We start from the raw sequence: 22110 nt of genomic DNA, 5'->3' as shown, positions 1-22110 counted from the left end.
AAAGCCCGGCGCAGGGCCGGGCTGATTGCGGAAGCGGGGATTACCGCAGCTCGATGCCGTTATCGAGGATGGTGATGCGTTCCGCTTTGTAGAGGCCGCCGATGGTGCGCTTGAACACGCCCTTGGAGACGCCGAACAGGGACTTGATGGTCTCCGGGTCGGCCTTGTCGTTCAACGGGGCAAAGCCGTTGGGCTGGGTGCGCAGGTAGGCCAGGATCTTTTCACCCAGCTGATCAACCTGTTTGGCGACCGGGGCGTTGACGCTGACGTCGAGGCGGCCACCGTCGCGCACCTTGGTGATGGTGCCGGGCATCTGCTGACCGTTGCGCAGCGGCTTAAATACGGTGTCGAAGTAGATCACACCCCAGTGGGCGTTATCGACGATCGCCTTGTAACCCAGATCGGATTTGCCACCAATGGTGACTCGCACCTTCTGGCCCACTTTGTAGTTGGCCGGGGTTTTGTCGAGGAAGCGATCCAGCTTGCCGGAGGCGGCGATGCGGTCGGTGTGCTGATCAACGTAGAGGTACACCACGTAGTAGCGACCCGCTTCCATCGGCTGCTTCTGCTGGTTAAACGGTACCAGCAGGTCTTTATCCAGACCCCAGTCCAGGAACGCACCGTAACGGCCCACTTCCTTGCACTGCAGGGAGGCGAACTGACCTACCTGAGCCTTGGGCTTCTGGGTGGTGGCGATAAACTGGTCTTCCGAGTCGAGGTAGATAAACACCTCCAGCTCGTCACCCGGGTTGGCGTCTTCGGGCGCCCACTTCTTCGGCAGCAGGATCTCACCCAGATCGCCGCCATCCAGGTAGAGGCCGAAACCGACCCGCTTGGTGATGGTGAGGGTGTTGAATTGTCCGATGTTGACCATGTTGGCTGCCTTAGATGTCATTGGGGCGCGAATTATACCCGCTTTTTCGCACAGCGTCTGTTAAGGCTCGGCCTGTTTGGCGCTGACCAGACTGGCCACCACCACTGCCAGGTAGAAGGTGCCGATGATCGCCTCCAGATACACCGCTGCCTGGGCAAAGGCATTGGTGGGGGTGATCTCGCCGTAGCCCAGTGTAGTGAGGGTGACAAAGCTGAAGTAGATGGCGCGGTTGAGGTTGTCCTGCCAGGGGCGGGGCTCCAGGCCACTGAACGCCTCCGGGGAAAACTCCAGTATCACCAGGTAGATCAGGGCCCACACCAGCCCTAACAGCAGGAACAGTGCCAGTGAGCCCACCACCTGATTGCCGGTGATGGGGCCGCCGGTAAAGAGGATTTGGCGGGCGCAGGCTTTGAGGGTGCCGAGAAAGAACATCAGCATCAGCGTCAGTCCCATCAGATCAAACAGGCCGATATGGAGCCAGCGTTTCAGCAGTGCCAGAAACACCCAGGCCGCCACCAGCAGCATCAGGAAGCGGGACCAGCCGGGCTCAAACTTCAGGCTGGTCAGGCACACGGCAAAGGTGAGCAGGGTGAGGAGTTGCAACACCTCTTCCAGCAAACCACTGGACAGCACCTGCTCCAGCGCGCTGCTGAGCAGCAGGATGATCAGGGCGCCGGTGAGGAAGAAGAAGTTGTTATCCTGAGTGATTTTGCTGCGCATGGCGGTCCTCCCGCCACAAGTCTAGACGCTGGCGATCTCCTCTGCCGTTAACGCCCGGTATTGGCCGGGTGCCAGAGTCGGGTCGAGGGTGATGGCCCCCATGGATTCGCGGTGCAGGGCCACAACCGGATTGCGGAAGCGGCCGAACATCCGCTTAATCTGGTGATAGCGCCCTTCATAGATGGTAAGTCGGCACTCACACTCTCCCAGTCGCTCCAGTTGCGCCGGTGAGGTGGTGATCGCTTCGAAAGGAAAGTAAATGCCTTCGGCAAACACCTGCTCGGTATCGGGGTGGATGGGGTTGGCCAGGGTGACCCGGTACACCTTGGGGGAGCGCTTGTCCGGGTCGGTGGCGCGGCGTGACCACTGCCCATCGTTGGTCAGCAACATCAGGCCGGTGCTGGCGCGGTCGAGACGGCCACCGATGTGGAGGTCTTTGGCCAGCGCTTCGGGCAGCAGCTGCATCACCGTCGGATGCACCGGGTCGCTGGTGGCACTGAGGATCCCCGCCGGCTTGTTCAGCATCAGGTAGTGGGCGGGTTTGCCTGCCTGGCACAGTTCGCCATCCGCGTGCACGGTGTCGAACGCCGACACCTCGTGGGTGGGGTTGGTCACCACCACCTCATTAACGGTAACGCGGCCCTGCACCAGCAACCCCAGCACGTGGCGGCGATTCCATTTGGGGTGTTGGCACAGCAGTCGATCCAGTCTCATGTTGGTTTTATTTCATCATTTCTTACGATTCAGGGGCCATTATCGGCTTTTTGTTCGTTGCTATACGGATCTTTTTTGCAAAGCCGTCGCAAGGCTTTGGATGGTAAGGGTTCTGGGCTAGAATGGCGCCCGTTTTAAAACAGGATGCACCCTCCAACCACAAGGCTGTCATGACCCTACGCGTTGCCATTAATGGCTTTGGCCGAATCGGCCGTTCTACCCTTCGAGCCCTGTACGAAACCGGGCTGCGGGAGCAGATCCGCGTGGTCGCCATCAACGAACTGGCCAAGCCTGAGGCCATCGCCCACCTGACCCAGTTTGACACCACCCACGGCCGTTTCGCCCAGCCCGTCAGCGTATCCGACGGTTGGCTGCATGTGGGCGGCGATGACATCGCCCTGTTTCACCAGCCCGATGTGAGCCAGTTGCCCTGGGGCGAGCTGGAGATCGACCTGGTGATGGAGTGCTCCGGGGTGCTGAAAACCCGTGCCGAGTGCGAAGCGCACTGCCGGGCCGGCGCCAAACGGGTGCTGATCTCCCATCCGGCGGACAGCGCCGTGGACGCCACCGTGGTATTTGGCGTCAACCATCAATGCCTGACCGGCGACGAGACCGTGGTCTCCAACGCGTCCTGCACCACCAACTGCTCGGTGCCGGTGATCACCCTGCTGCACGAGGAGTTTGGCATCGAGCGCGGTGCCATCACCACCATCCATTCGGCCATGCACGATCAGCAGGTGATCGACGCCTATCACGACGACCTGCGCCTGACCCGTGCCGCCAGCCAATCCATCATTCCGGTGGACACCAAGCTGGCGCGGGGCATTGAGCGCATCGTGCCCAGCCTGAAAAACAAGTTTGAAGCCATCGCGGTGCGGGTGCCGACCACCAACGTTACCGCCATGGATCTCTCCCTGACCCTGCGCGACCGGGTCGACATCGCCACCATCAACGGGGTGCTGCAGAACGCCGCCGAAGGGCGACTGCGTGGCATCCTGAACTACACTGAGGCCCCGTTGGTCTCCAGCGATTTTAACCACGACCCCCACTCCTGCGTGGTGGACGGCACCCAGACCCGGGTGTCTGATGGTCACCTGGTGAAGCTGTTGCTGTGGTGCGATAACGAGTGGGGATTTGCCAACCGCATGTTGGACACGGCACTGGCCCTGGCCGGTGCCGGAACTGGATCTGAATGACATCTTACGAGGGAACCACCATGACCGTACTCAAGCTGACCGATCAGGATCTGGCCGGCAAACGCGTGCTGATCCGCCAGGATCTCAACGTGCCGGTGAAAAACGGCGTCGTCACTTCGGACGCCCGTATCCTGGCCTCCCTGCCGACCATCGAACTGGCCCTCAAGGCCGGTGCCAAGGTGATGGTGATGTCCCACCTGGGCCGTCCCACCGAGGGCGAGTATGACGAGGCGTTCTCCATGGCGCCGGTGGTGAACTACCTGGCCGACAAACTGGCTGCGCCGGTGCGCCTGGAGAAGGACTACCTGAGCGGCGTTGAGGTGGCTGACGGCGAGCTGGTGATCTTCGAAAACGTTCGCTTCAATCCGGGCGAGAAGAAGGACGACGAAGCGCTGTCCAAAGCCTACGCCGCCCTGTGCGACATCTTTGTGATGGACGCCTTCGGCACCGCCCACCGCGCTCAGGCCTCCACCCACGGTGTGGCCAAGTTTGCCCCGGTCGCCTGTGCCGGCCCGCTGCTGGCGGCGGAGCTGGACGCGTTGGGTAAGGCGCTGGATAACCCGGCCCGCCCGATGGTGGCCATTGTCGGTGGCTCCAAGGTCTCCACCAAGCTGACCGTACTGGAGTCCCTGTCCCAGAAAGTGGACCAGCTGGTGGTTGGTGGCGGCATCGCCAACACCTTTATCGCCGCAGCCGGTCACCCGGTGGGCAAGTCCCTGTACGAAGCTGACCTGATCGACCAGGCCAAGGCCCTGACCGCCCAGGCCCAGAGCCGTGGCGGCGACATCCCGGTGCCCACCGACGTGGTGTGCGGCAAGCAGTTTGCTGAAGATGCCGAAGCCACCCTGAAGCCGGTGGCCGACGTGGCCGACGATGACATGATTTTCGACATCGGTCCGGACAGCGCGGAAGCGCTGGCTGAGATCCTGAAAAACGCCGGCACCATTGTCTGGAATGGTCCGGTAGGCGTGTTCGAGTTTGACCAGTTCGGTGCCGGTACCCAGCGCATCGCTCAGGCCATCGCCGAGTCCGACGCCTTCTCCATCGCCGGTGGTGGTGACACCCTGGCGGCGGTCGACAAGTACGGCATCGCCGACAAAATCTCCTACATTTCCACTGGGGGCGGTGCGTTCCTCGAGTTCCTCGAGGGTAAAACCCTGCCGGCGGTGGCGATGCTGGAGCAACGCGCCAAAGGTTAATTGCTGTGGGGCCAGAGATTGGCCTCCCATTGCCCGCCGCAGTGTACGGCGGGCGCGATGGGCGCAGGACGCGCCCTGATCCGTTTCGTTCTATCTACTGGAGTCTGACAAGATGGCTTTGATCTCTCTGCGCCAGATGCTCGACCACGCTGCTGAGCATAACTACGGTGTACCCGCTTTTAACGTTAACAACCTGGAGCAGATGCGCGCCATCATGCAGGCCGCCGAGGAAACCGATTCCCCGGTGATCGTGCAAGCCTCCGCCGGTGCCCGTAAGTACGCGCGTCCGCAGTTCCTGCGCTACCTGATGAACGCGGCACTGGAGCAGTACCCGGACGTTCCGGTGTGTATCCACCAGGACCACGGCACCTCCCCGGACGTGTGTCAGCGTTCCATCCAGATGGGCTTCAGCTCCGTGATGATGGATGGCTCTCTGCGCGAAGATGGCAAAACCCCGGCTGACTACGGTTACAACGTGCAGGTGACTCAGCGCACCGTCGCGTTCGCCCACGCTTGTGGTGTGTCCGTAGAGGGTGAAATTGGCTGTCTGGGCAGCCTGGAAACCGGCATGGCTGGCGAAGAGGATGGTGTGGGCGCCGAAGGCGTACTGAGCCACGACCAGCTGCTGACCGACCCGGAAGAAGCCGCCCGCTTTGTGGCTGCCACCAAGGTGGACGCCCTGGCGATCGCCATCGGCACCAGCCACGGCGCTTACAAGTTCTCCAAGAAGCCGACCGGTGACGTACTGCGCATCGACCGCATCAAAGAGATCCACGCTCGCATTCCGGATACCCACCTGGTGATGCACGGCTCCTCCTCCGTACCGCAGGAGTGGCTGGAAGTGATCAACCGCTTCGGTGGTGAGATCCCGGAAACCTACGGTGTGCCGGTGGAAGAGATCGTTGAAGGCATCAAGTACGGTGTTCGCAAAGTGAACATCGATACCGACCTGCGCCTGGCCTCTACCGGTGCGGTGCGTAAGTTCCTGGCGGAGAACCCGTCTGAGTTCGACCCGCGTAAGTTCCTGCAGGCTTCCATGGTCGCCATGGCCGGCATCTGTAAGGATCGTTACGAAGCCTTCGGCTGTGCCGGTATGGGCTCCAAGATCAAGCCGCTCTCCCTGCAGGCGATGTACAAGCGTTACCTGTCCGGCGAGCTGGACCCGAAAGTGCACATCTGATTACACCCTCGGTAAGAAAAACGCCTGCTTTTGCAGGCGTTTTTTTGTGCTCGGGGTTTTTGTGTTGTTAGAATGTTGCCGTTTCCGGGCGTTGTGTGATCCGGATTGTCAGGGAGCGATCATGAAAGCCATCAACACCATTACCGCCAGCCTGCTGCTGGCCCTGGGCAGCGCCATCCCCGCCATGGCGGAAGATGCCCCCCCGCCGCCGTTCAGCGGTACCGCCGAGCTGGGTGCCACCATCGTCTCCGGCAACACTGAAACCACCAACATCAAAGGTAAAGTGGACGCCACTCACCTGATTGGTGACCTCAAGAATCAATACCTGCTCGATATCCTCTACGCCGAGGATACCGGGGAGCGCTCCGGTGAGCGTTACTACGCCCTCTATCAGGGGGACTACCCGGCTACCGGCAAACAGTACATGTTTGGCATGGTGGACGGTGAGATCGATAAGTTCACCGACTACGAGTACATCGTCAGTGCCGCGCTGGGTTACGGCCGTCGCATCATCGAACAGGACACCATGACGCTGCTGGCTGAGGCCGGTCCGGGTTACAGCTACAAGAAGTACGATGACGACCTGCGCCCCGATGAGGACGACGAAAGCGACTTTATCGCCCGGGTGAAAGTGGACTTCTGGTGGCAGTTCTCTGAGAGCGCCGAGTTTGGTCAGCTGATCACCTCCAACATCGCGCTGGGTGACGGCTCTACCATTACCCGTAGCGAAACCTATGTGTCCGCCGCACTGGTAGGCAGCCTGGCGATGAAGCTCTCCTACAGCGTCAAGCACGACTCCGATCCGGGCCCGGACAATAAGAGCACCGACACCACGCTGGCAGCGACCCTGCTCTACAAGTTCTGAGCGCCGCGCCGGCCAACAAAAAAACACCGCCATAAGGCGGTGTTTTTTTATGTTCTGTCAGTACCGGACTCGGGGCCGGATTCAGGGCACCTGGTTGCCTTGGTGGTCGTATTTGGCATCATCAATCACCACCTCACCGGTGGCGTTGTTGTAGGTCATCTGGATGGTGGGTTTGCCCTTCTGGACAAAGTGCGCCGCCACAAAGATGCAGGTGTTGTCACGATAGGTGATGCCCACGTCGGAGTCGATCTGACCCACGTGGTTGACGCTGTCGGTGCCTTCGGCGGTGATGTCGGTATCGGTCAGGCCATGCCACAGGCTCACGCAGGCATCGTACTGATGCTCGGAGGTGGTTTTGCCGTAGGGCCAGCCGGTGGCGGTGGAGGCGATGGTGCCGTCACCAAAGCTGGGCAGGTCTTCCACGGCGTCGGTGTGGCCCGCGGCCAGCCAGCCGTTGTGATACAGCTTAATGGCACTGGCCAGTGCACCAAACTGCGCCACAATCGCACTCTCCCGTGCATCGTCCTGCAGGTCGATATAGCGGGGCAGTGCCACCACGGCCAGAATGCCGAGGATCACGATAACCACCACCAGTTCAATCAGGGTAAAGCCCTTGTTTGCGGATACTTTCATACTGCCTCCGACGCCTTGATCGCCCGCATTATGAGACATTGGTCAAGCGAGTCAACGGTGGCTCCAGCCCTGTCCGGGCTAAATGCTTTGTTCATGATTTGGAGCAAGAAAAAGGCCGCCCTGGTGGCGGCCTTCTGCTGTCGGTAGCGGGGCTCAGGCGCTGTTTCGGGTGTGTGCCTGACAATAGGCCTGTCCCGACAGGGTGGCGCGCACCACCGCCGCCCGGGCGTTATCGAGCAGGGTGTGCCAGGGTTGGCCGGGCGCACTCTGAGCCAGTCCGATGGTGAGGTCTTCACGCAGCCCACCCTCATCCAGCAGCTGAATCAGGTTGGCCGCCAGGGTGGTAGCGTCGCTGTCGTTCCAGCCCGGCAACAGCACGGCGGTTTCGCCAATCTCGCCCTCTTCACCGAGCATCGCGTCCTTGGGCAACGCGCCATCGAGCAGCTGCACCAGCTGGTGCTGACGGAACAGCAGAGCGTCGGAGTCGTTAAAGGTGGCCAGGGCATTGGGGTGGCTCTGGCTGAACAGGATCAGCGCGCTGCTGGGCTGCCCCTGCTGCAGCACCCGCGCCAGGTTGTGGCGGGGCCGCTGTCCGGCACTGACGGCGTCGTCGAGCTTCTGGTCCATCAGCGGGGTGAGGGTCAGCACCTGGTAACTGTCGTCCTGGCCGATAGCCTCACCCTGATGCAGATTGGCCAGGCAGCGCACCACCCCGCCGTCACCCCGGCGGAACCAGAGTGCGCCCTGCCAGTAGCCACGATTGGCCAGCTGATGATTGAGGCTCAGTTCCAGGTCGGGAGTGGTGAGCTGCAGCAGCGTCAGCCAGTGGGTGCCGCACAGGCGCTCTTCGGGCTGGCTGAGAATGCGACCAAGGGCTGGATTGATATGGCGGATGCGCTGATGGCCGTCGATCAGGGCCAGACCGCTGGCGCTGTCGGTAAGCTGCTCCAGTTGGCGCAGTTGCTGCTCCATATCCAGTTGCTGTCGTCCCTCCTCCAGGGTGAGCAGGAACAGACGCTCATTGTCCTCAATGGGGATGGCCCGGATGTTGGTTTTCACCACCAGCTGGGGCTGGTGTCGCACCACCAGGCGCCCCTCCCAGTAGCCGGAGCCGCGGATCAGCTGCCAAATCATGTCCACGCCCAGGTTGTCGCTGTCGAACAGGTGGCGGAAGCGGCGGTCCTGCAATCGGTCGGGCTGCAGGTCCAACTGACTGGAGGCGGCGGGGTTGGCGGTGATGCAGCGGCCTTCACTGTTGAAGATCAGCAGCCCCTGAGTGCCGTGGTAGAGCTGCTCCAGCAGGCGCTCAGCGCGGGCGCGGCCACGGCTGTGGTCCTCCTGATAGCGGCGGTGCCACATCAGTCGTGCCAGCACCAGAATCAGCACCAGTGCGGCCACAGTGATCTGACGCTGGTAGCGCTGAACCAGGGGATGCTGCGTGTTGTTTTCCAGGAAGGTGACCAGGTAGAGCGGCGACTGGGAGCCGGGGCGCACCTGCATGTAGATGTAGTGGAAGTTGCCCTTGGCCAGCTGGCCAAAGTCATTCTGTTGCATCGCCTGCCACAAATCGGGGTGGCGGCCCGGTAACGGTAACTGGCCGATGTCGCTGTCATCGCCCCGGTTGATGCCAAAGCAGTTACCGCGGGCATCCACCAGCACCAGTGGAGTGCCATCGCTGCCGTCAACCGCTTTGAATTTGGTCCAGGACTCGGCCATCTCTACGGTGAACAGCATGGCTCGGGCGCCGTGGGGGCTGCCGGACACCGGGGCGATCATATAGCGGTGGGCGCGGCCTCCTTCGAGCTGCAGCGGTGAGCTGAACACCTCGCCAGGGTCGAGGTCGGCGATCAGGCTCTGCAGTTTTCGTCGGGTCAGGTGAAAGTAGGTGTCCTGCCCCTGGCTGAGGATGGTGTTGCCCTCGATATCGAGAATGGCGATTTTGCGGAAGCTGCTCTCGGTGGCGAGCAACTGCTGCATAAAGGATTTGAGGGGATCGATGTTGAGTTGTTGCTGGCGCAGGAGGTGGGAAGCGATACCGTATTGGGCCATCAGTTGGGCCCGGGTCTCCAGCCGGTACATGCTGTCGTTGATGCGGTCGCTGAATACCTGGAGTTCGCTGAACCGGTGTTCCGAAAGGCGGGCCCGGAGCAGTTCAGCATTGACGCTGATGGCGCCGAGGGCGATGCCGGCGATCACCAGAACCATCAACAGCAGCTGCCAGATAAAAGGCAACTGTCGGTGAGTTGGGGCCTGGTCAAACCCCGCAAGGACGCGGCTCAAGTCCGCTCTTGGTTCGCTCCGTTCGGACACTGCAGCCATCCATGTGCAACAAGGAGGCTCGATGTTAGCACGAGGTTGAGAGCCTGAGCCAGTTGGGTTGCCCAGACTCTCTACCTCAGCCGGTTACTCGTTGTCGCCGGCTTTGTTGGCGGCCGGAGCGCGACGCTTACCGATGTTCTTACGGTCACGGTGGCGTTGCTTCTTCTCCTCCGGCTTGTCCGCGGATTTGCCGCTGGCTTTCTTCTTGCCTTTGGTGGCGGACTTCTTCTTACCCTTGGCGTCGGTCTTCTTCTTCGGCTTGCTGAAGCTCGGCGCCTTGCTGCGCGGACGCAGGGACTCGATCACCCGCACTTTGATGGGCTCATCGATGTAGCGCTGGATGCGATCCAGCATCGGCATATCGTGGGCTTCCACCAGGTTCAGGGCCATCCCCTTGGCACCGGCACGGGCGGTACGGCCGATACGGTGCAGGTAAACCTCGCTGGTGCGGGGCAGGTCGAAGTTGATCACGTGGGTGACGTTGGCGATGTCGATGCCACGGGCGGCGACGTCAGTGGCCACCAGCACCTGCACACGGCCTTCGCGGAAACGCTCCAGGGCATCGTCACGCTTGCCCTGCACCATAGCGCCCTGCAGCACGGCAGTGCGGATCTTGGCGGCAAACAGCTTGGCGTGCAGCTCAGTGGCGCGGTCGCGGGTCTTGGTAAAGATCATCGCGCGGGTGCACTCCGGATCCGCCAGCAGGCGCTTGAGCAGCTTGAACTTGTGGTCCATGTCGTCAGCGCGGTAGTAGTACTGGGTGATCTTCTTGCGCTCGCTGCGCGGCGGCTTGGCGTCGCAGTGCACCGGGTCGTTCAGCAGCTCGCGGACAAAGTTGTCCAGCCCCGCGCCCTCCAGGGTGGCGGAGAACAGCATGGTTTGCTTGCGCCAGCGGGTTTCAGCAGCGATGCGGTCCACCACTGGCATAAAGCCCATGTCCAGCATGCGGTCGGCTTCGTCGATCACCATGATCTCAACCTGGCGCGGATCGAACTTCTCGTCCTCCAGGTACATGATCAGGCGACCCGGGGTGGCCACCAGGATGTCCATGTTCTGCTTCAGCAGGTCGGCGTCATGCTGGTAGTCCTTACCACCGACGATGGCGCCGATGGACAGCTGGGTGCCGGCCAGCAGTTTGCGGCCATAGGCTTCCACCTGTTGCGCCAGCTCGCGGGTCGGGGTCAGCACCAACACGCGGGCGTGACCGGCTTCCCGGCGCGGGAAGTCGAGCAGGTGCTGCAGTGCCGGCAGCAGATAGGCGGCCGTTTTACCGGTACCGGTCGGGGCACTGGCCAGGATGTCACGCTCCTCCAGCGCCGCTTCAAGTACGGCACGCTGAATGGTGGTGGGTTTGGTGTAACCGCTTTTGGCCAGCGCCTTTTCCAGGCGCGGATCCAGATCGAAATCGGCGAAACTCATGAAAATCAGGATCCCATCTTGAGATAGAAGTCTTGGGTTAGGGCGCAAAAGGCTGCGCTGTAGCCGCCATCCTGGCTGTGGATCACCAGCGTATCCAGTACCGGCTCTGCGGGCTGACGAGACAAAGTCAGCAGCAGGCGCTGGGTCGGTTTATCGGCACGGCTGTGTACCGCCGTGCGTCGGATCAGGTGCAATCCGCTGTTTGCCAGTCGGGTCAGCAGCAGCTCACCTTCGACCAACGGCAGGATCAGGCTGGCACACCCCTTGGGGTGAAGCAAGCGAACCAGGGCATTGAGCAGGTCGTCATGACTGAGGGTATCGACATGGCGGGCCTGGGCCCGGGACTGTCCCCGTTGGCTGCGCTCCCCACTGGTGAAGTAGGGCGGGTTACAGACGATGGCGTCGAAGGGCGCACTCGGGTGCCAGTCACGGACATCGCACTGCACCAGTTGCAACCGCTCAGTCCAGGGGCTGGCGGCAAAGTTGGCCTCAGCCTGGCGGCAGGCGTCCGGGTCCAGTTCGACCGCGGTGATGTGTGCCTGGCTGCGTTGGCTGGCCATCAGTGCCAACAGGCCGGAACCGGTGCCCAGATCCAGCACTCTGCCCTGGTCGGGCAGGGCGGCCCAGGCGCCCAGCATCACCCCATCGGTGCTCACTGGCATGCCGCAACTGCGGTCATCCACGTGAAACTGTTTAAAGGTGAAGGGCATCAAACGGCTCCGGCAAATTAAGGCGGCAGACTCTAGCAGATTTTCGCCGTTTTGGCTGTAGCCTCGTTGGGGGTCAAATGTAGCGACGATGTATTGAATGGTTAAGGTTCGGGTTTGGCTATTGTGTCGACCAATAATGGCTGGTATTAGTTGCAGCCGTTAGTCAGCACCCCGCGTCGCCAAGCTAGAACAAAAAACGACCAAAAGGTCATTCGGCGACATCGGAATGCGGCACGTTGATGAAAAAATCGCCAATGGGCTTGGCGATAACGGGGTCCGAAGGTGTCAACCTGGCTTTACAGGTTTGGTCGCGCAACGGACAGTTTCAAGTAGTGATAACAAGAACATGCCGCAGTAGAGGTTTATTTTGAGCAAGCGATTAACCACCACCGATACCCTCAGTTTGGGTTTTATGTTGTTCGCCTTCTTCCTGGGCGCGGGCAATATCATCTTTCCTCCGATGGCGGGCATGAGCGCCGGTGACAACCTGATGCCGGCGATGCTGGGCTTCCTGGTCACCGCGGTGGGCCTGCCGCTGCTGGGCCTGATTGCTGTGGCCAAAGCCGGGGGCGGTATTCCGGTGATCACTCGCCTGCTGCCGGCCTGGGTCGGTACCGCAGTGGCCGTTGCCATCTTTATCGTCATCGGTCCGGCTTTCGCGGCACCGCGCACCGGCCTGGTGGCTTATGAAATCGGCTTGCTGCCGTTCCTGAGCGAGGGCACCGCCCTGACTCAGCTGGGCTTCACCTTCCTGTTCTTTGTTTTGGCCGTGGGCCTGGCCCTGCGTCCGGGCAAACTGATGGACACCGTGGGCAAAATGCTGACCCCGGCCCTGATCCTGTTGTTGGCGGTTCTGGCCATCTCCGTTCTGGTTGCCCCGCAGGATCCGATCGGCGCGGCCACCGGCGTGTGGCAGGACACCCCTTTCACCAACGGTTTCCTTGAAGGCTACATGACCATGGACGCTCTGGGCGCCCTGATGTTCGGTACCCTGATGGTGGACATCCTGCGCCGTAAAGGCGTGACCGACGCTGCCAGCCAGGCCGGTTACCTGATGAAAGCGGGCGTGATCGCTGCCACCGGTCTGGCCGTGGTGTATGTCTCCCTGTTCTACCTGGGTGCCACCAGCTCCGTATTGGCTGCCGGCTCCGAGAACGGTGGTGCGGTACTGAGCGCCTACGTGATGCAGGTGTTTGGCACCCCGGGCCTGTTTATCCTGGCGGCGGTGGTGACTCTGGCCTGTTTGACCACTGCGGTGGGCCTGATCTCTGCCTGTTCTGAGTACTTCAACGAACTGCTGCCGAAAATCAGCTACCGCAACTGGGTACTGATCAACGCCTCTGCGTGTGCCGTGGTGGCCAACGTCGGCCTGGCCCAGCTGATCACCATCTCCATCCCGGTACTGTTTATCGTGTACCCGGTGGCCATGGCGCTGATCATCTACGCCTTCGCCGGTCGTCAAATCAGCCAGAAGAAGACTGTGCTGGGCGCGATGATCGCCATCGCCTTCTTCACTGGCCTGCTGAGCGGCCTGAAAGTGGCGGGTGTGGCTGAGCCGCTGGTGAACGCCTTTAGCTTCCTGCCGCTGTTCGACAAGCACCTGGCCTGGTTGCCGCTGACTCTGCTGGTGGCCATCGTCGGCATGGCGTACAAGCGCAGCGAGCGTCAGATCGTTGCTGAGCCGGTACAGGGCTGACCTCCCCTGTAAACCGCGAAAGCCCCGCCCAATGGCGGGGCTTTTTTGTGTCGGCAGGATGCCGGAAGCTGTCGTGCTGCGACCAAAACTTGTCGGCTGGTAACAATCCTGAAAGCCGTGAGTCGGCTAGGTTGGCAGGTCAGGAATCGACGACAGTCCTCTGTCACCAGGAAGGTAGACACACATGCCCCATCAATCCCGTTACGCCCTACTGACATGCCTGGCCAGTGCCGCAGTGGTGCTGGCCGCCTGTTCCGGCCCCAAGCCGTTGCCGCCGGGTACCAGCGAGGCGTCGGCCGCCACCCTGGCCGCCCATCAACAGGTGCGGGATACCCTGCCATTCTCCGATGATCGCGACTTTGAGCTGGCGCGACGCGGCCTGATTGCCGCAGCGCCCACTGTGGACATCGACCGTAACGGCGAACGCATCTGGTCAGCACAGCAATTCGACTTTCTGGCCCAGGACGCCCCGGACAGCGCCAACCCCAGCCTGTGGCGCCAGGCCCAGCTGAACAACATCCGGGGGCTGTTCGAAGTGGTGCCCGGCATCTACCAGTTGCGCGGGTTCGACCTGGCCAACATGACCCTGATCGAGAGCGACAACGGCTGGATCGTGGTGGACCCGCTGACCTCCAAAGAGTCCGCCAAAGTGGCGCTGGAGTTTGCTTTCACCGAGCTGGAGCGCAAGCCGATCACGGCGATCATCTTCACCCACGCCCACATCGACCACTTTGGTGGGGCACTGGCGCTGGCCTCACTGGAGCAGGTGCAGAGCGGTGAGGTGCCGGTGATTGCCCCGGAAGGCTTTATGGAGGCGGCCACCAGTGAAAACATCATCGCCGGGGTGGCGATGGGGCGGCGCGCTCAGCTGATGTACGGCACCGAGTTGCCGGTGGCGGCGGACGGCTACATCGGCTCGGGGCTGGGCAAGGGCCCGGTGATGGGCAGCTTTGGCATCCTGCCCCCCAGCCTGGTGGTGCAGCAGACCGGCGAACGCCTCAATATCGACGGCGTAGAGTTGGTGTTCCAGCTCACCCCGGAGACGGAGTCCCCCTCGGAGTTCACCTTCTACCTTCCGCAGTTCAAGGCGTTCTGCGGGGCAGAGCTGGTGTCGCGCAATATGCACAACATCTACACCCTGCGCGGCGCTCAGGCCCGGGATGCTCTGCGCTGGAGCCACTACATCGACGAAGCGCGCCAGCTGTTTGATCAATCCGAGGTCTACTTTGCCAGCCACCACTGGCCGCTGTGGGGGCAACAGGAGATTCAGACCTTCCTGACCCAGCAGCGGGACATCTACAAGTACGTCCATGACCAGACCGTACGTTGGTTTAACCAGGGGCTGAACGCCGATGAGGTGGCGGAGCGCATCACCCTGCCGGACTCGCTGGCACAAACCTGGTCGGTGCGGGGCTATCACGGTTCGCTGAAGCACAACGCCAAAGCGGTTTACCAGTTCTATCTGGGCTGGTACGACGGCAACCCGGCCAACCTCGACCCGCTGCCCAAGGCCACCTCAGCCAGCCGTTATGTCAGCCTGATGGGGGGCGCCGAGGCGGTGCTGAACGCAGCGGCAGCGGCCCGGCAGGAGGGCGACTATCGCTGGGCGGCGGAGCTGCTCAACCATCTGGTGTTTGCCGAGCCGGATAACGAGGAGGCCCGCATTCGGTTGGCGGCGGTGTATCGCCAGCTGGGGTATCAGGCGGAAGCGGGCTCCTGGCGTAACAGCTACCTGATGGCGGCCCAGGAGTTGCTGCAGGGGCCGCCCAAACGCGGGGTCGACCTGGTGGCGATGCATGATGTGCTGGCGCAAACCTCAGTGGACAAGTTCTTCCAATCTATGGCGGTGCGCCTGAAGGCGGAAGAGGCGGAGGGGGTGGACACCCGGGTGCGCATCAGTTTCAGCGACCTCGACCAGCACTACCTGCTGTGGATTGAGAATGCGGTGCTGCACTACCGGGCCGTGGAGCCGGACTCGGGCACCGAACCGACGGTCACCCTGACGTTAACCCAGCCGCTGTTGGTGAAGATGCTGACCGGCCAGCTGGGGCTGCGTGACACCCTGTTTTCCGATGCCCTCAGCGTTGAAGGCAATCCACTGACACTGCTGAACTTCCTCAGCCTGTTTGATCAGCCAGATGGCAAATTCCCACTGGTAACGCCAGGCTAACGGCAACCGTTAGTTCCCATACTGCTTAGGTGAAACGCCCGTCCACTGACGGAAGGCGCGGGTAAAGCTGCTCTGGTCGGCAAAGCCCAGCATCTGGGCGATTTCGGCCAGAGGACGCTTCTTCTCCGCCACCAGCTTGATCGCCAAGTGGTGGCGGCAATCATTGAGCAACTGGTGAAAGCTCACCCCCTCCTTTTTCAGCTTCCGCTGCATGGTGCGCACGCTCATATTGAGGTGGCTGGCCACCGCTTCCGCATCCACCGGCTCAAACAGCAGTTGGTCCAGCAGGTAGCGCTGCACCTGAGTGGCGAATTGGCTTTCGGTAAAGCTGGCCAGACGCTCGGTGATCCATTGGTCCAGCGAGGCCGCCAGGGCCGGATTGGCAAACATATGGGGTCGCAGCAGCGCGCTGCGGTTAAATATCAACTGGGTGTCCTGGCTGCCGAACTCGACCGGGCAGCCAAAGAACTCAGCAAACGCCTCGGTTTTGGCGGGCTCGGCGGGGTGGCGAAAGGTGACCCGGTCCGGGCAGAACCCCTCATCCAGCATCAGCCGGAACAGCTGCACCGCAGTGGCGCAGTAGGCTTCGATCGCCTCGCCGGCACAGGGCTCGTTTTGCGCCGGAATGCGGATAAGCAAGGCCAGTTGCTCCCCCCGTTCCTGGATCTCAATCTCCGCCACATCGGTGGTATGGCGGAAGTAGCGGATGCAGCGCTGCAGCCCCTCCAGCACATTGCGACTGGAGACCATGGCAATGCCCGGGGCGCTGTAGGTGGAGGGCTGGAAATAGCGGGTCAGGGTAAGGGCGATGCAGGGGTCACCGGTATGCTCAACAGCCAGCTGCCAGACCTGGGCCATCTGCCGCACCGGGAAGCGGGTTTCACTGTCGCGGCGGGCGTCCTCAAGCCTCAATCCCGCCTCAGCAAAAAGGGCATCGGCGTCCACGCCGTAACTGGCGATGGACTTGGCCATCAGCAGCGCCCAGGTGCCTATGGTGGAGGGGGTTTGCGGGATTAGGGTTGTCATTTTTTGTTGGTTTTTTGCGACGTTTTAACCGGTATATCACAAAAGGGCAGGGTGCGACAGGACAGCAAAAATTGTGGTGAGTACGGAATCGGGAACCACTAACGGGGCAGTGGATTGAGTGGGCCGGGAAAGGAATAAGTTGTTGTAAAAATGGAAGGTCTTAGGCTAACCAAAGGACTGATACTGAGACAGGGAAAATGAATAAATTCACTGTACTGCTTGGCTTAGGAGCCCTGCTGTTTTATTACCAGACCCAAACAGAAACATCGGACAACATGGTGGATGCGGAACCGCCGGCGCATCAAGTGGCCGAGATTGAATATGAGTTTGAACCGGTCGCACCTCGATTTCGCTGTGATGGTCGCCGCTATTGCAGCGAGATGACATCCAGAGCCGAAGCGGTTTTCTTTATTCAGAACTGTCCCGACACCCGAATGGATGGCGACAATGATGGTATTCCTTGTGAGAGGGACAGTCGTTGGTAGCGGTGAGCAAAAAGGGCGCCGGATGGGCGCCCTTTTTTATCGGGAGATGTCGTTACTGGGTCTCAGCCTGCTCAGTCAGCCAGTAGCTCAGCAGACGCACACCGTGACCGGTGGCACCCTTGGGCGCAAAGTCGGTACCGGTGCTGGTCAGGGCATCACCGGCGATGTCCAGGTGGGCCCAGCGGGCGTCGCCGACAAAGGCGTGCAGGAACATGGCGGCCACAGACGCACCGGCGCTCTTGCCGGTGTTCTTCATATCGGCGATGTCGGATTTGAGTTCATCACCGAAGGCGGGGGCCAGCGGCAGGCGCCACAGCTTTTCACCCACCCGCTCACCGGCGTAGGTCAGCTCAGTCACCATGCTGCTGTCGTCGGAGAACAAGCCGGTAAACTCACGGCCGAGGGCGCGCACTTTGGAGCCGGTCAGGGTGGCCACATCGACAATCATCTGTGGCTGGTACTGCTCGCGGGCATACCACAGGGCATCCGCCAGGATCAGGCGGCCTTCGGCATCGGTGTTGGTAACCTCAACGGTGGTGCCCTGACCGGTGACCACCACGTCACCCGGACGCAGGGCGCGCTCTGACACCATGTTCTCTGCCAACGGCATAACGGCCACCACGTTCACCGGGACTTTCTGCATCGCCATCGCTTTGACCGTACCCAGTACCGTGGCCGCACCGGCCATATCGGACTTCATGTAGATGATGGAGGTGCCGGTGGCCTTGATGTTGTAACCGCCGGAGTCAAAGGTGATCCCCTTACCGACCAGGGCGATGGGGGCTTCATCGCTGCCCTGCCAGTGGGCGACGACCAGCTTGGGCTCCCGTTCACTGCCTTTGCCGACACCAACCAGGGCGCCCATGTTGAGCTTCTCCAGCTCTTTGCGGTCCAGCACGGTGACCTTAACGCCCAGCTTGCGCAGGGATTCTGCCTGCTCGGCAAAGCTGCCCGGGTACATGTCACCGGCGGTGGCGTTGGTCATGTCCCGCGCCATAAAGACACCGGCTTCCACCGCCTGCAGGGCGGCATGACGGGCACTGGCGCTTTGCTGGTTTTCCGCCACCACCTGGTAATGCTTGGTTTCGGCGGTGGATTCCGGGGTGTAACGGGTGTAGCGGTAGCTTTTCAGCTCGATACCGTGGGCAAACTGGGCGGCAAACTCCGCACCGTTGTCAATGCCGCTGGTCAGCACGCCAACCTGCTGCTCCGGCAGGGCGGCCAGGTGGGTGGCCAGCTGGCCGCCCAAAGCGTTGATTTCACCTTCGGTCAGGGCATCGTCGCCCAGACCCATCACCACCAGACGGGCGGACTTGATGCCGTTCGGGGCCAGGATCTCCAGCTTCTGGCCCTGCTTGCCGCTGAACTGCGCCGCTTCGGCCGCTCGCAGGATCTGGTTGTGGGTGGCTTGGGGCAGGCTCGCCTGACCGTACAGGGCACCGTCCTGCTGCTGGAACAGCACCAGCGTGGTGGGGTGACCCTTCAGCTCGCTGGTGAACTGGTAGGTTTCGGCGCTGGCGGGGAGGGCGATGGCGGCGGCCACCAGGCCCAGGGCATAGGGGAATTTTGTCATTTCCGTCGACTCATTATTGTTATCAGGGAGGCTGAACTCGGCGTTTCAGCCGGGGCAGCATAGCAAAGTGTGAGAGTCCGGTTAAGGCGACAAACCCGGCATTAACAATGATTTACATTTGCGGGCCGGGCGGGGAAAAAGGAACGCCACCTTGCGGTGGCGTTCTGCTCTCAGGGCTTAAGCGGGGTCTTTGGTGTGCGCAGCGGGTGCGCTTCACCGCCGGGACGCCACCACCACTTAATCAGGCGCTTAAAGTCATCGAGGATGAGGTAGAGCGCCGGGATAAGGATGAGCGTCACCACGGTGGCAAACAGGATGCCGAACGCCAGGGATACCGCCATCGGGATCACGATCTGCGCCTGCAGGCTGGTTTCCAGAGTGATGGGCACCAGTCCGAGGAAGGTGGTCAGTGAGGTCAGTACGATGGCGCGGAAGCGCTCGGTACCGGCCTGCACCACCGCCTCTTTCAGCGGTAAGCCCTCGGCCCTGGCCCGGTTGATGAAGTCCACCAGGATCAGCGAGTCGTTCACCACCACCCCGGACAGGGCGATGATGCCGAACAGGCTCAGCATCGACATATCCAGCCCCAGCAGCAGGTGGCCAATGACGGCGCCAATCATGCCAAAGGGGATCACCGACATGATGATCAGCGGCTGGGCGTAGGAGCGCAGCGGTACGGCCATCAGGGCGTAGATGGTGAACAGCGCAAAGAAGGTGCCCTGGATCATCTTCAGGTTGTTCTCAGCGTCCTCTTCCGCGGAGCCATCCAGTGCGGTGGTGATGCCGTCGTACTTTTCGGTCAGCTCCGGCATAAACTCCTTGTTGATCTCGCTGATCACCTTGCCCGGTTCAACCCGGCCTTTGTGGGCATCCGCCCGCACGGTGATGGAGCGAACGCCGTTGGTGCGGCTGATGGCGGAGTAACCCTGGGCCAGTTCTACCGTGGCCACGCTGGAGAACGGTACTTCGGTGCCCTGCGGGGTACGGATGCGCATATTTTCCAGATGACCGATGGTACGACGCTGTTCGGCGGGGTAACGCACCATCACCTTAACCTCCTCCTTGTCACGGAGGATGCGCTGGGCTTCGTAGCCGTAGAAGCCCCAGCGTACCTGGCGGGCCAGGTCGGACAGGGTGATGCCAAGGGCCTCTGCCTCGGGCTTCACCGCCAGTCGAATCTCCTGGCTGCCTGAGGTGAAGTTGTCCTGGATGTCGTACAGGCCGTCGTAGGTGGCCAGCTTGGCTTTCAGCTCATCGGCGGCCGCCACCAGTTGGTCGAGGTCTTTGCCGTTGAGGCGGAACGCCACGTCACCGCCACCGCCATTGGTGGAGGCGTTGATCTCCAGTACCTTGACGCCCACCAGCTCCGGCATGGCATCACGCCAGCGCGCGGCGATCTCCACCCCGTCGATGGGGCGCTTTTCGCCCTTGATCAACTCAATGGTCATGGAGGCGTCGGTGCGGGAGCCGAGCCAGACAAAGCTGTGGCGAACCACTTCGATGCCGATCTCCTCGGCGATCTCGTCATTCATGGTGAACAGCGCCTCCTCCATCTGCTGCACGGCACGGAGAGTCTGGCGTTCGGAGACACCGTTCTCCATCTCCAGCTGCACATTGATAAAGTCGGAGGGGATGTCCGGGAAGCTGACGGTGCGGACCAGGCCGGATTGGATCAGGCCACCACAGAGAATCATCATGCCGATAAAGAACGCCAGCACGCTGTAGCGCATCTCCATCAGGCGGGTAACCGCCGGCTTGTACTTGGCGTGGATGAGCCACTGAACGCCATTGTGGAAGCGTTCCTTGAGGCGCAGCCACGGGCCCCAGCCCTGACCCGGTTTGGGCGGGGTCATGTGGGCCAGGTGAGCGGGCAGGATCAGCTTGGATTCCACCAGCGAGAACAGCAGGCAGAGGATCACCACCCCGGCGATGGAGGCGGTGATGGCCCCCATAAAGCCGGTCACCATCAGCATCGGGATAAAGGCCGCGACGGTGGTCAGTACCCCGAAGGTGGCGGGCATCGCCACTCTGCGGGCGCCTTTGATCACCGCATCGGTGCTGTGGCCGTCCTTTTCGGTCTGGGCGTAGGACGCTTCCCCAATCACAATGGCATCGTCGACCACGATCCCCAGTACCAGGATAAAGCCGAACAGGGTGATCATATTGATGCTCAGCCCTACCGGGGCCATCGGCATCACCATCAGGGCCGCCAGGAAGCAGATCGGCAGGCCCAGCATCACCCAGAACGCCACTTTCAGCTGCAGGAACAGGGCCAGCACCAGAAACACCAGGATGGCACCCTGCACCATGTTGGTCAGCATCAGGTTGAGGCGGTCAGAGAGGAACTGGGTCAGTTCGCCCCAGTACTCCACGGTAACGGTGTCCGGCAACTCTTCCTGTTTGCGTTCGATGTAGGCTTTAACGGTTTCGGCAATGGCCAGCGCGTTCTGGTTGTCGACGCTGTTGACCTCCACCCCGACGGAGCGTTTGCCGTCAAAGCGGGCGTAACCAAGGCGCTCTTCGAAGCCGTCAATCACGGTGGCGACGTCAGAGAGGTAGAGGCGGGAACCGTCCGCCTGGCTGCGCAGAACGATGCGTTCGAACTCTTCGCCGGTATAAGCCTGGCCATCGGAGCGCAGCAGGATGTCGCCATCCTCGGCGCGGATGGAACCGCCGGGCAGATTGATGGAGGAGCGCTGCACCGCCTGGGCCACGTCATCGAAGGTCAGCCGGTATTCACGCAGCTTGCTTTCGGACACCTCGATGGCGATCTCGTAATCCCGATGGCCAAACAGGCTGGCACGGGTAACGCCGGGCAGGCTGGTGATCTCGTCACGGATGGTCTTGCCCAGCTCCTTCAGTTCACTGAGGGAGAGGTCGTCGCCGGTGATGGAGATCCACATCACCTCCGGCGTCGGCTTGAGCTGGTAGATGTTGGGTTGTTCAATGCTGTCCGGGAAGGTGGAGATGGCATCGACCCGCAGCTTGATCTCGTCCAGCACCTCTTTCGGGTCGTAGTCGTCCTTCACCTCGACGGTGACGGAAGCAAAACCTTCGCTGGCGGTAGCGCGGATCCGCTTGATGCCGTCGATGTCGCGGATCTGCTCTTCGATCTTGATCAGGATCCCCTCTTCAATCTCCTGCGGTGCCGCGCCGGGGTAGGCCACCTGGACCACAACCCGGTTGAGTTCGAAGGTAGGGAACACCTCTTTGTTGATGATAAAGGCGGACAACAGACCGCCCAGCAGCAGCACCCACATCAGCAGATTGGCCGCCACGTTATTGCGGGCAAACCAAGCGATGATGCCGCGTTTGGTGTCGATCTCTTCCA

16 protein-coding genes and 1 pseudogene are annotated in these 22110 nt (G+C 61.5%); 7 read left to right on the top strand and 10 right to left on the bottom strand.

The features are described 5' to 3' along the window. Positions 1 to 40 precede the first annotated feature (40 nt). From FBAL_RS15815 to FBAL_RS15805, 3 genes are read right to left on the bottom strand one after another with little or no spacing between them, the layout of a single operon-like run. Positions 41 to 874, bottom strand: a complete 834-nt coding sequence (locus FBAL_RS15815) for a CvfB family protein (RefSeq protein WP_013346589.1) — start codon at positions 872 to 874, stop codon at positions 41 to 43. 60 nt (positions 875 to 934) lie between these two features. Then, positions 935 to 1594: a potassium channel family protein gene (locus FBAL_RS15810; RefSeq protein ID WP_013346588.1), complete on the bottom strand. Its 660-nt coding sequence runs from the start codon at positions 1592 to 1594 to the stop codon at positions 935 to 937. 21 nt (positions 1595 to 1615) lie between these two features. Next, positions 1616 to 2308, bottom strand: coding sequence for a 16S rRNA pseudouridine(516) synthase (locus tag FBAL_RS15805; RefSeq protein WP_013346587.1), 693 nt, complete (start codon positions 2306 to 2308; stop codon positions 1616 to 1618). Positions 2309 to 2478: 170 nt separating this feature from the next. On the opposite strand from FBAL_RS15805, the gene epd reads away from it, so the two are divergent. The 4 genes from epd to FBAL_RS15785 all read left to right on the top strand — a co-directional run bounded on the left by epd (position 2479) and on the right by FBAL_RS15785 (position 6748). After that, positions 2479 to 3504: an erythrose-4-phosphate dehydrogenase gene (gene epd, locus FBAL_RS15800; protein ID WP_013346586.1), complete on the top strand. Its 1026-nt coding sequence runs from the start codon at positions 2479 to 2481 to the stop codon at positions 3502 to 3504. 20 nt (positions 3505 to 3524) lie between these two features. Further along, positions 3525 to 4703: a phosphoglycerate kinase gene (locus FBAL_RS15795; RefSeq protein ID WP_013346585.1), complete on the top strand. Its 1179-nt coding sequence runs from the start codon at positions 3525 to 3527 to the stop codon at positions 4701 to 4703. A gap of 112 nt (positions 4704 to 4815) precedes the next feature. Further along, positions 4816 to 5883 (top strand): class II fructose-bisphosphate aldolase, encoded by a 1068-nt coding sequence (gene fba, locus FBAL_RS15790; protein WP_013346584.1) that lies wholly within the window; start codon positions 4816 to 4818, stop codon positions 5881 to 5883. Positions 5884 to 6004: 121 nt separating this feature from the next. Continuing rightward, positions 6005 to 6748: a DUF481 domain-containing protein gene (locus FBAL_RS15785; RefSeq protein WP_013346583.1), complete on the top strand. Its 744-nt coding sequence runs from the start codon at positions 6005 to 6007 to the stop codon at positions 6746 to 6748. An 81-nt stretch (positions 6749 to 6829) separates the two neighbouring features. Here FBAL_RS15785 and FBAL_RS20750 read toward each other — a convergent pair whose 3' ends face one another. The 4 genes from FBAL_RS20750 to FBAL_RS15765 all read right to left on the bottom strand — a co-directional run bounded on the left by FBAL_RS20750 (position 6830) and on the right by FBAL_RS15765 (position 11829). Beyond that, positions 6830 to 7381, bottom strand: coding sequence for a type II secretion system protein (locus FBAL_RS20750; protein ID WP_013346582.1), 552 nt, complete (start codon positions 7379 to 7381; stop codon positions 6830 to 6832). 153 nt (positions 7382 to 7534) lie between these two features. Then, the gene (locus tag FBAL_RS15775) at positions 7535 to 9661 is read right to left on the bottom strand and encodes a nitrogen regulation protein NR(II) (protein WP_041251335.1); all 2127 of its coding nucleotides are present in this window, start codon (positions 9659 to 9661) and stop codon (positions 7535 to 7537) included. Between the two features lie 123 nt (positions 9662 to 9784). Next, positions 9785 to 11119 (bottom strand): ATP-dependent RNA helicase SrmB, encoded by a 1335-nt coding sequence (gene srmB, locus FBAL_RS15770; protein ID WP_013346580.1) that lies wholly within the window; start codon positions 11117 to 11119, stop codon positions 9785 to 9787. A 5-nt stretch (positions 11120 to 11124) separates the two neighbouring features. Next, the gene (locus FBAL_RS15765) at positions 11125 to 11829 is read right to left on the bottom strand and encodes a tRNA1(Val) (adenine(37)-N6)-methyltransferase (RefSeq protein WP_013346579.1); all 705 of its coding nucleotides are present in this window, start codon (positions 11827 to 11829) and stop codon (positions 11125 to 11127) included. A gap of 367 nt (positions 11830 to 12196) precedes the next feature. Here FBAL_RS15765 and brnQ point away from each other — a divergent pair, with 367 nt between their 5' ends. Then, positions 12197 to 13525 (top strand): branched-chain amino acid transport system II carrier protein, encoded by a 1329-nt coding sequence (brnQ, locus tag FBAL_RS15760; protein WP_013346578.1) that lies wholly within the window; start codon positions 12197 to 12199, stop codon positions 13523 to 13525. Between the two features lie 184 nt (positions 13526 to 13709). Next, positions 13710 to 15695 (top strand): alkyl/aryl-sulfatase, encoded by a 1986-nt coding sequence (locus FBAL_RS15755; RefSeq protein WP_013346577.1) that lies wholly within the window; start codon positions 13710 to 13712, stop codon positions 15693 to 15695. Positions 15696 to 15704: 9 nt separating this feature from the next. Here the strand turns inward: FBAL_RS15755 and FBAL_RS15750 are convergent, their stop codons facing one another. Beyond that, the gene (locus FBAL_RS15750) at positions 15705 to 16721 is read right to left on the bottom strand and encodes an AraC family transcriptional regulator (RefSeq protein WP_013346576.1); all 1017 of its coding nucleotides are present in this window, start codon (positions 16719 to 16721) and stop codon (positions 15705 to 15707) included. 347 nt (positions 16722 to 17068) lie between these two features. Here FBAL_RS15750 and FBAL_RS20815 point away from each other — a divergent pair. Further along, positions 17069 to 17206 (top strand): annotated as a pseudogene (locus FBAL_RS20815) (excalibur calcium-binding domain-containing protein); the annotation flags it as partial. 52 nt (positions 17207 to 17258) lie between these two features. On the opposite strand, the gene FBAL_RS15740 reads toward FBAL_RS20815, so the two are convergent. Continuing rightward, the gene (locus FBAL_RS15740) at positions 17259 to 18779 is read right to left on the bottom strand and encodes a leucyl aminopeptidase (protein WP_013346574.1); all 1521 of its coding nucleotides are present in this window, start codon (positions 18777 to 18779) and stop codon (positions 17259 to 17261) included. Positions 18780 to 18949: 170 nt separating this feature from the next. Next, the gene (locus FBAL_RS15735; protein ID WP_083771286.1) at positions 18950 to 22102 is read right to left on the bottom strand and encodes an efflux RND transporter permease subunit; all 3153 of its coding nucleotides are present in this window, start codon (positions 22100 to 22102) and stop codon (positions 18950 to 18952) included. Between the last annotated feature and the right edge of the window lie 8 nt (positions 22103 to 22110).

It is taken from the genome of Ferrimonas balearica DSM 9799, assembly GCF_000148645.1.
GTDB lineage: Bacteria > Pseudomonadota > Gammaproteobacteria > Enterobacterales > Shewanellaceae > Ferrimonas > Ferrimonas balearica.
The sequence above is the reverse complement of the archived record's forward strand: the minus strand, read 5'-3'. Positions and strand labels throughout refer to the sequence as shown.

Excerpts from the sequence above, each read along its gene's own strand:
- FBAL_RS15815 (WP_013346589.1), bottom strand. The coding sequence starts at position 874 with ATGGTCAACATCGGACAATTCAACACCCTCACCATCACCAAGCGGGTC.
- FBAL_RS15810 (WP_013346588.1), bottom strand. The coding sequence starts at position 1,594 with ATGCGCAGCAAAATCACTCAGGATAACAACTTCTTCTTCCTCACCGGC.
- FBAL_RS15805 (WP_013346587.1), bottom strand. The coding sequence starts at position 2,308 with ATGAGACTGGATCGACTGCTGTGCCAACACCCCAAATGGAATCGCCGC.
- epd (WP_013346586.1), top strand. The coding sequence starts at position 2,479 with ATGACCCTACGCGTTGCCATTAATGGCTTTGGCCGAATCGGCCGTTCT.
- FBAL_RS15795 (WP_013346585.1), top strand. The coding sequence starts at position 3,525 with ATGACCGTACTCAAGCTGACCGATCAGGATCTGGCCGGCAAACGCGTG.
- fba (WP_013346584.1), top strand. The coding sequence starts at position 4,816 with ATGGCTTTGATCTCTCTGCGCCAGATGCTCGACCACGCTGCTGAGCAT.
- FBAL_RS15785 (WP_013346583.1), top strand. The coding sequence starts at position 6,005 with ATGAAAGCCATCAACACCATTACCGCCAGCCTGCTGCTGGCCCTGGGC.
- FBAL_RS20750 (WP_013346582.1), bottom strand. The coding sequence starts at position 7,381 with ATGAAAGTATCCGCAAACAAGGGCTTTACCCTGATTGAACTGGTGGTG.
- srmB (WP_013346580.1), bottom strand. The coding sequence starts at position 11,119 with ATGAGTTTCGCCGATTTCGATCTGGATCCGCGCCTGGAAAAGGCGCTG.
- FBAL_RS15765 (WP_013346579.1), bottom strand. The coding sequence starts at position 11,829 with ATGCCCTTCACCTTTAAACAGTTTCACGTGGATGACCGCAGTTGCGGC.
- FBAL_RS15755 (WP_013346577.1), top strand. The coding sequence starts at position 13,710 with ATGCCCCATCAATCCCGTTACGCCCTACTGACATGCCTGGCCAGTGCC.
- FBAL_RS15750 (WP_013346576.1), bottom strand. The coding sequence starts at position 16,721 with ATGACAACCCTAATCCCGCAAACCCCCTCCACCATAGGCACCTGGGCG.
- FBAL_RS15740 (WP_013346574.1), bottom strand. The coding sequence starts at position 18,779 with ATGACAAAATTCCCCTATGCCCTGGGCCTGGTGGCCGCCGCCATCGCC.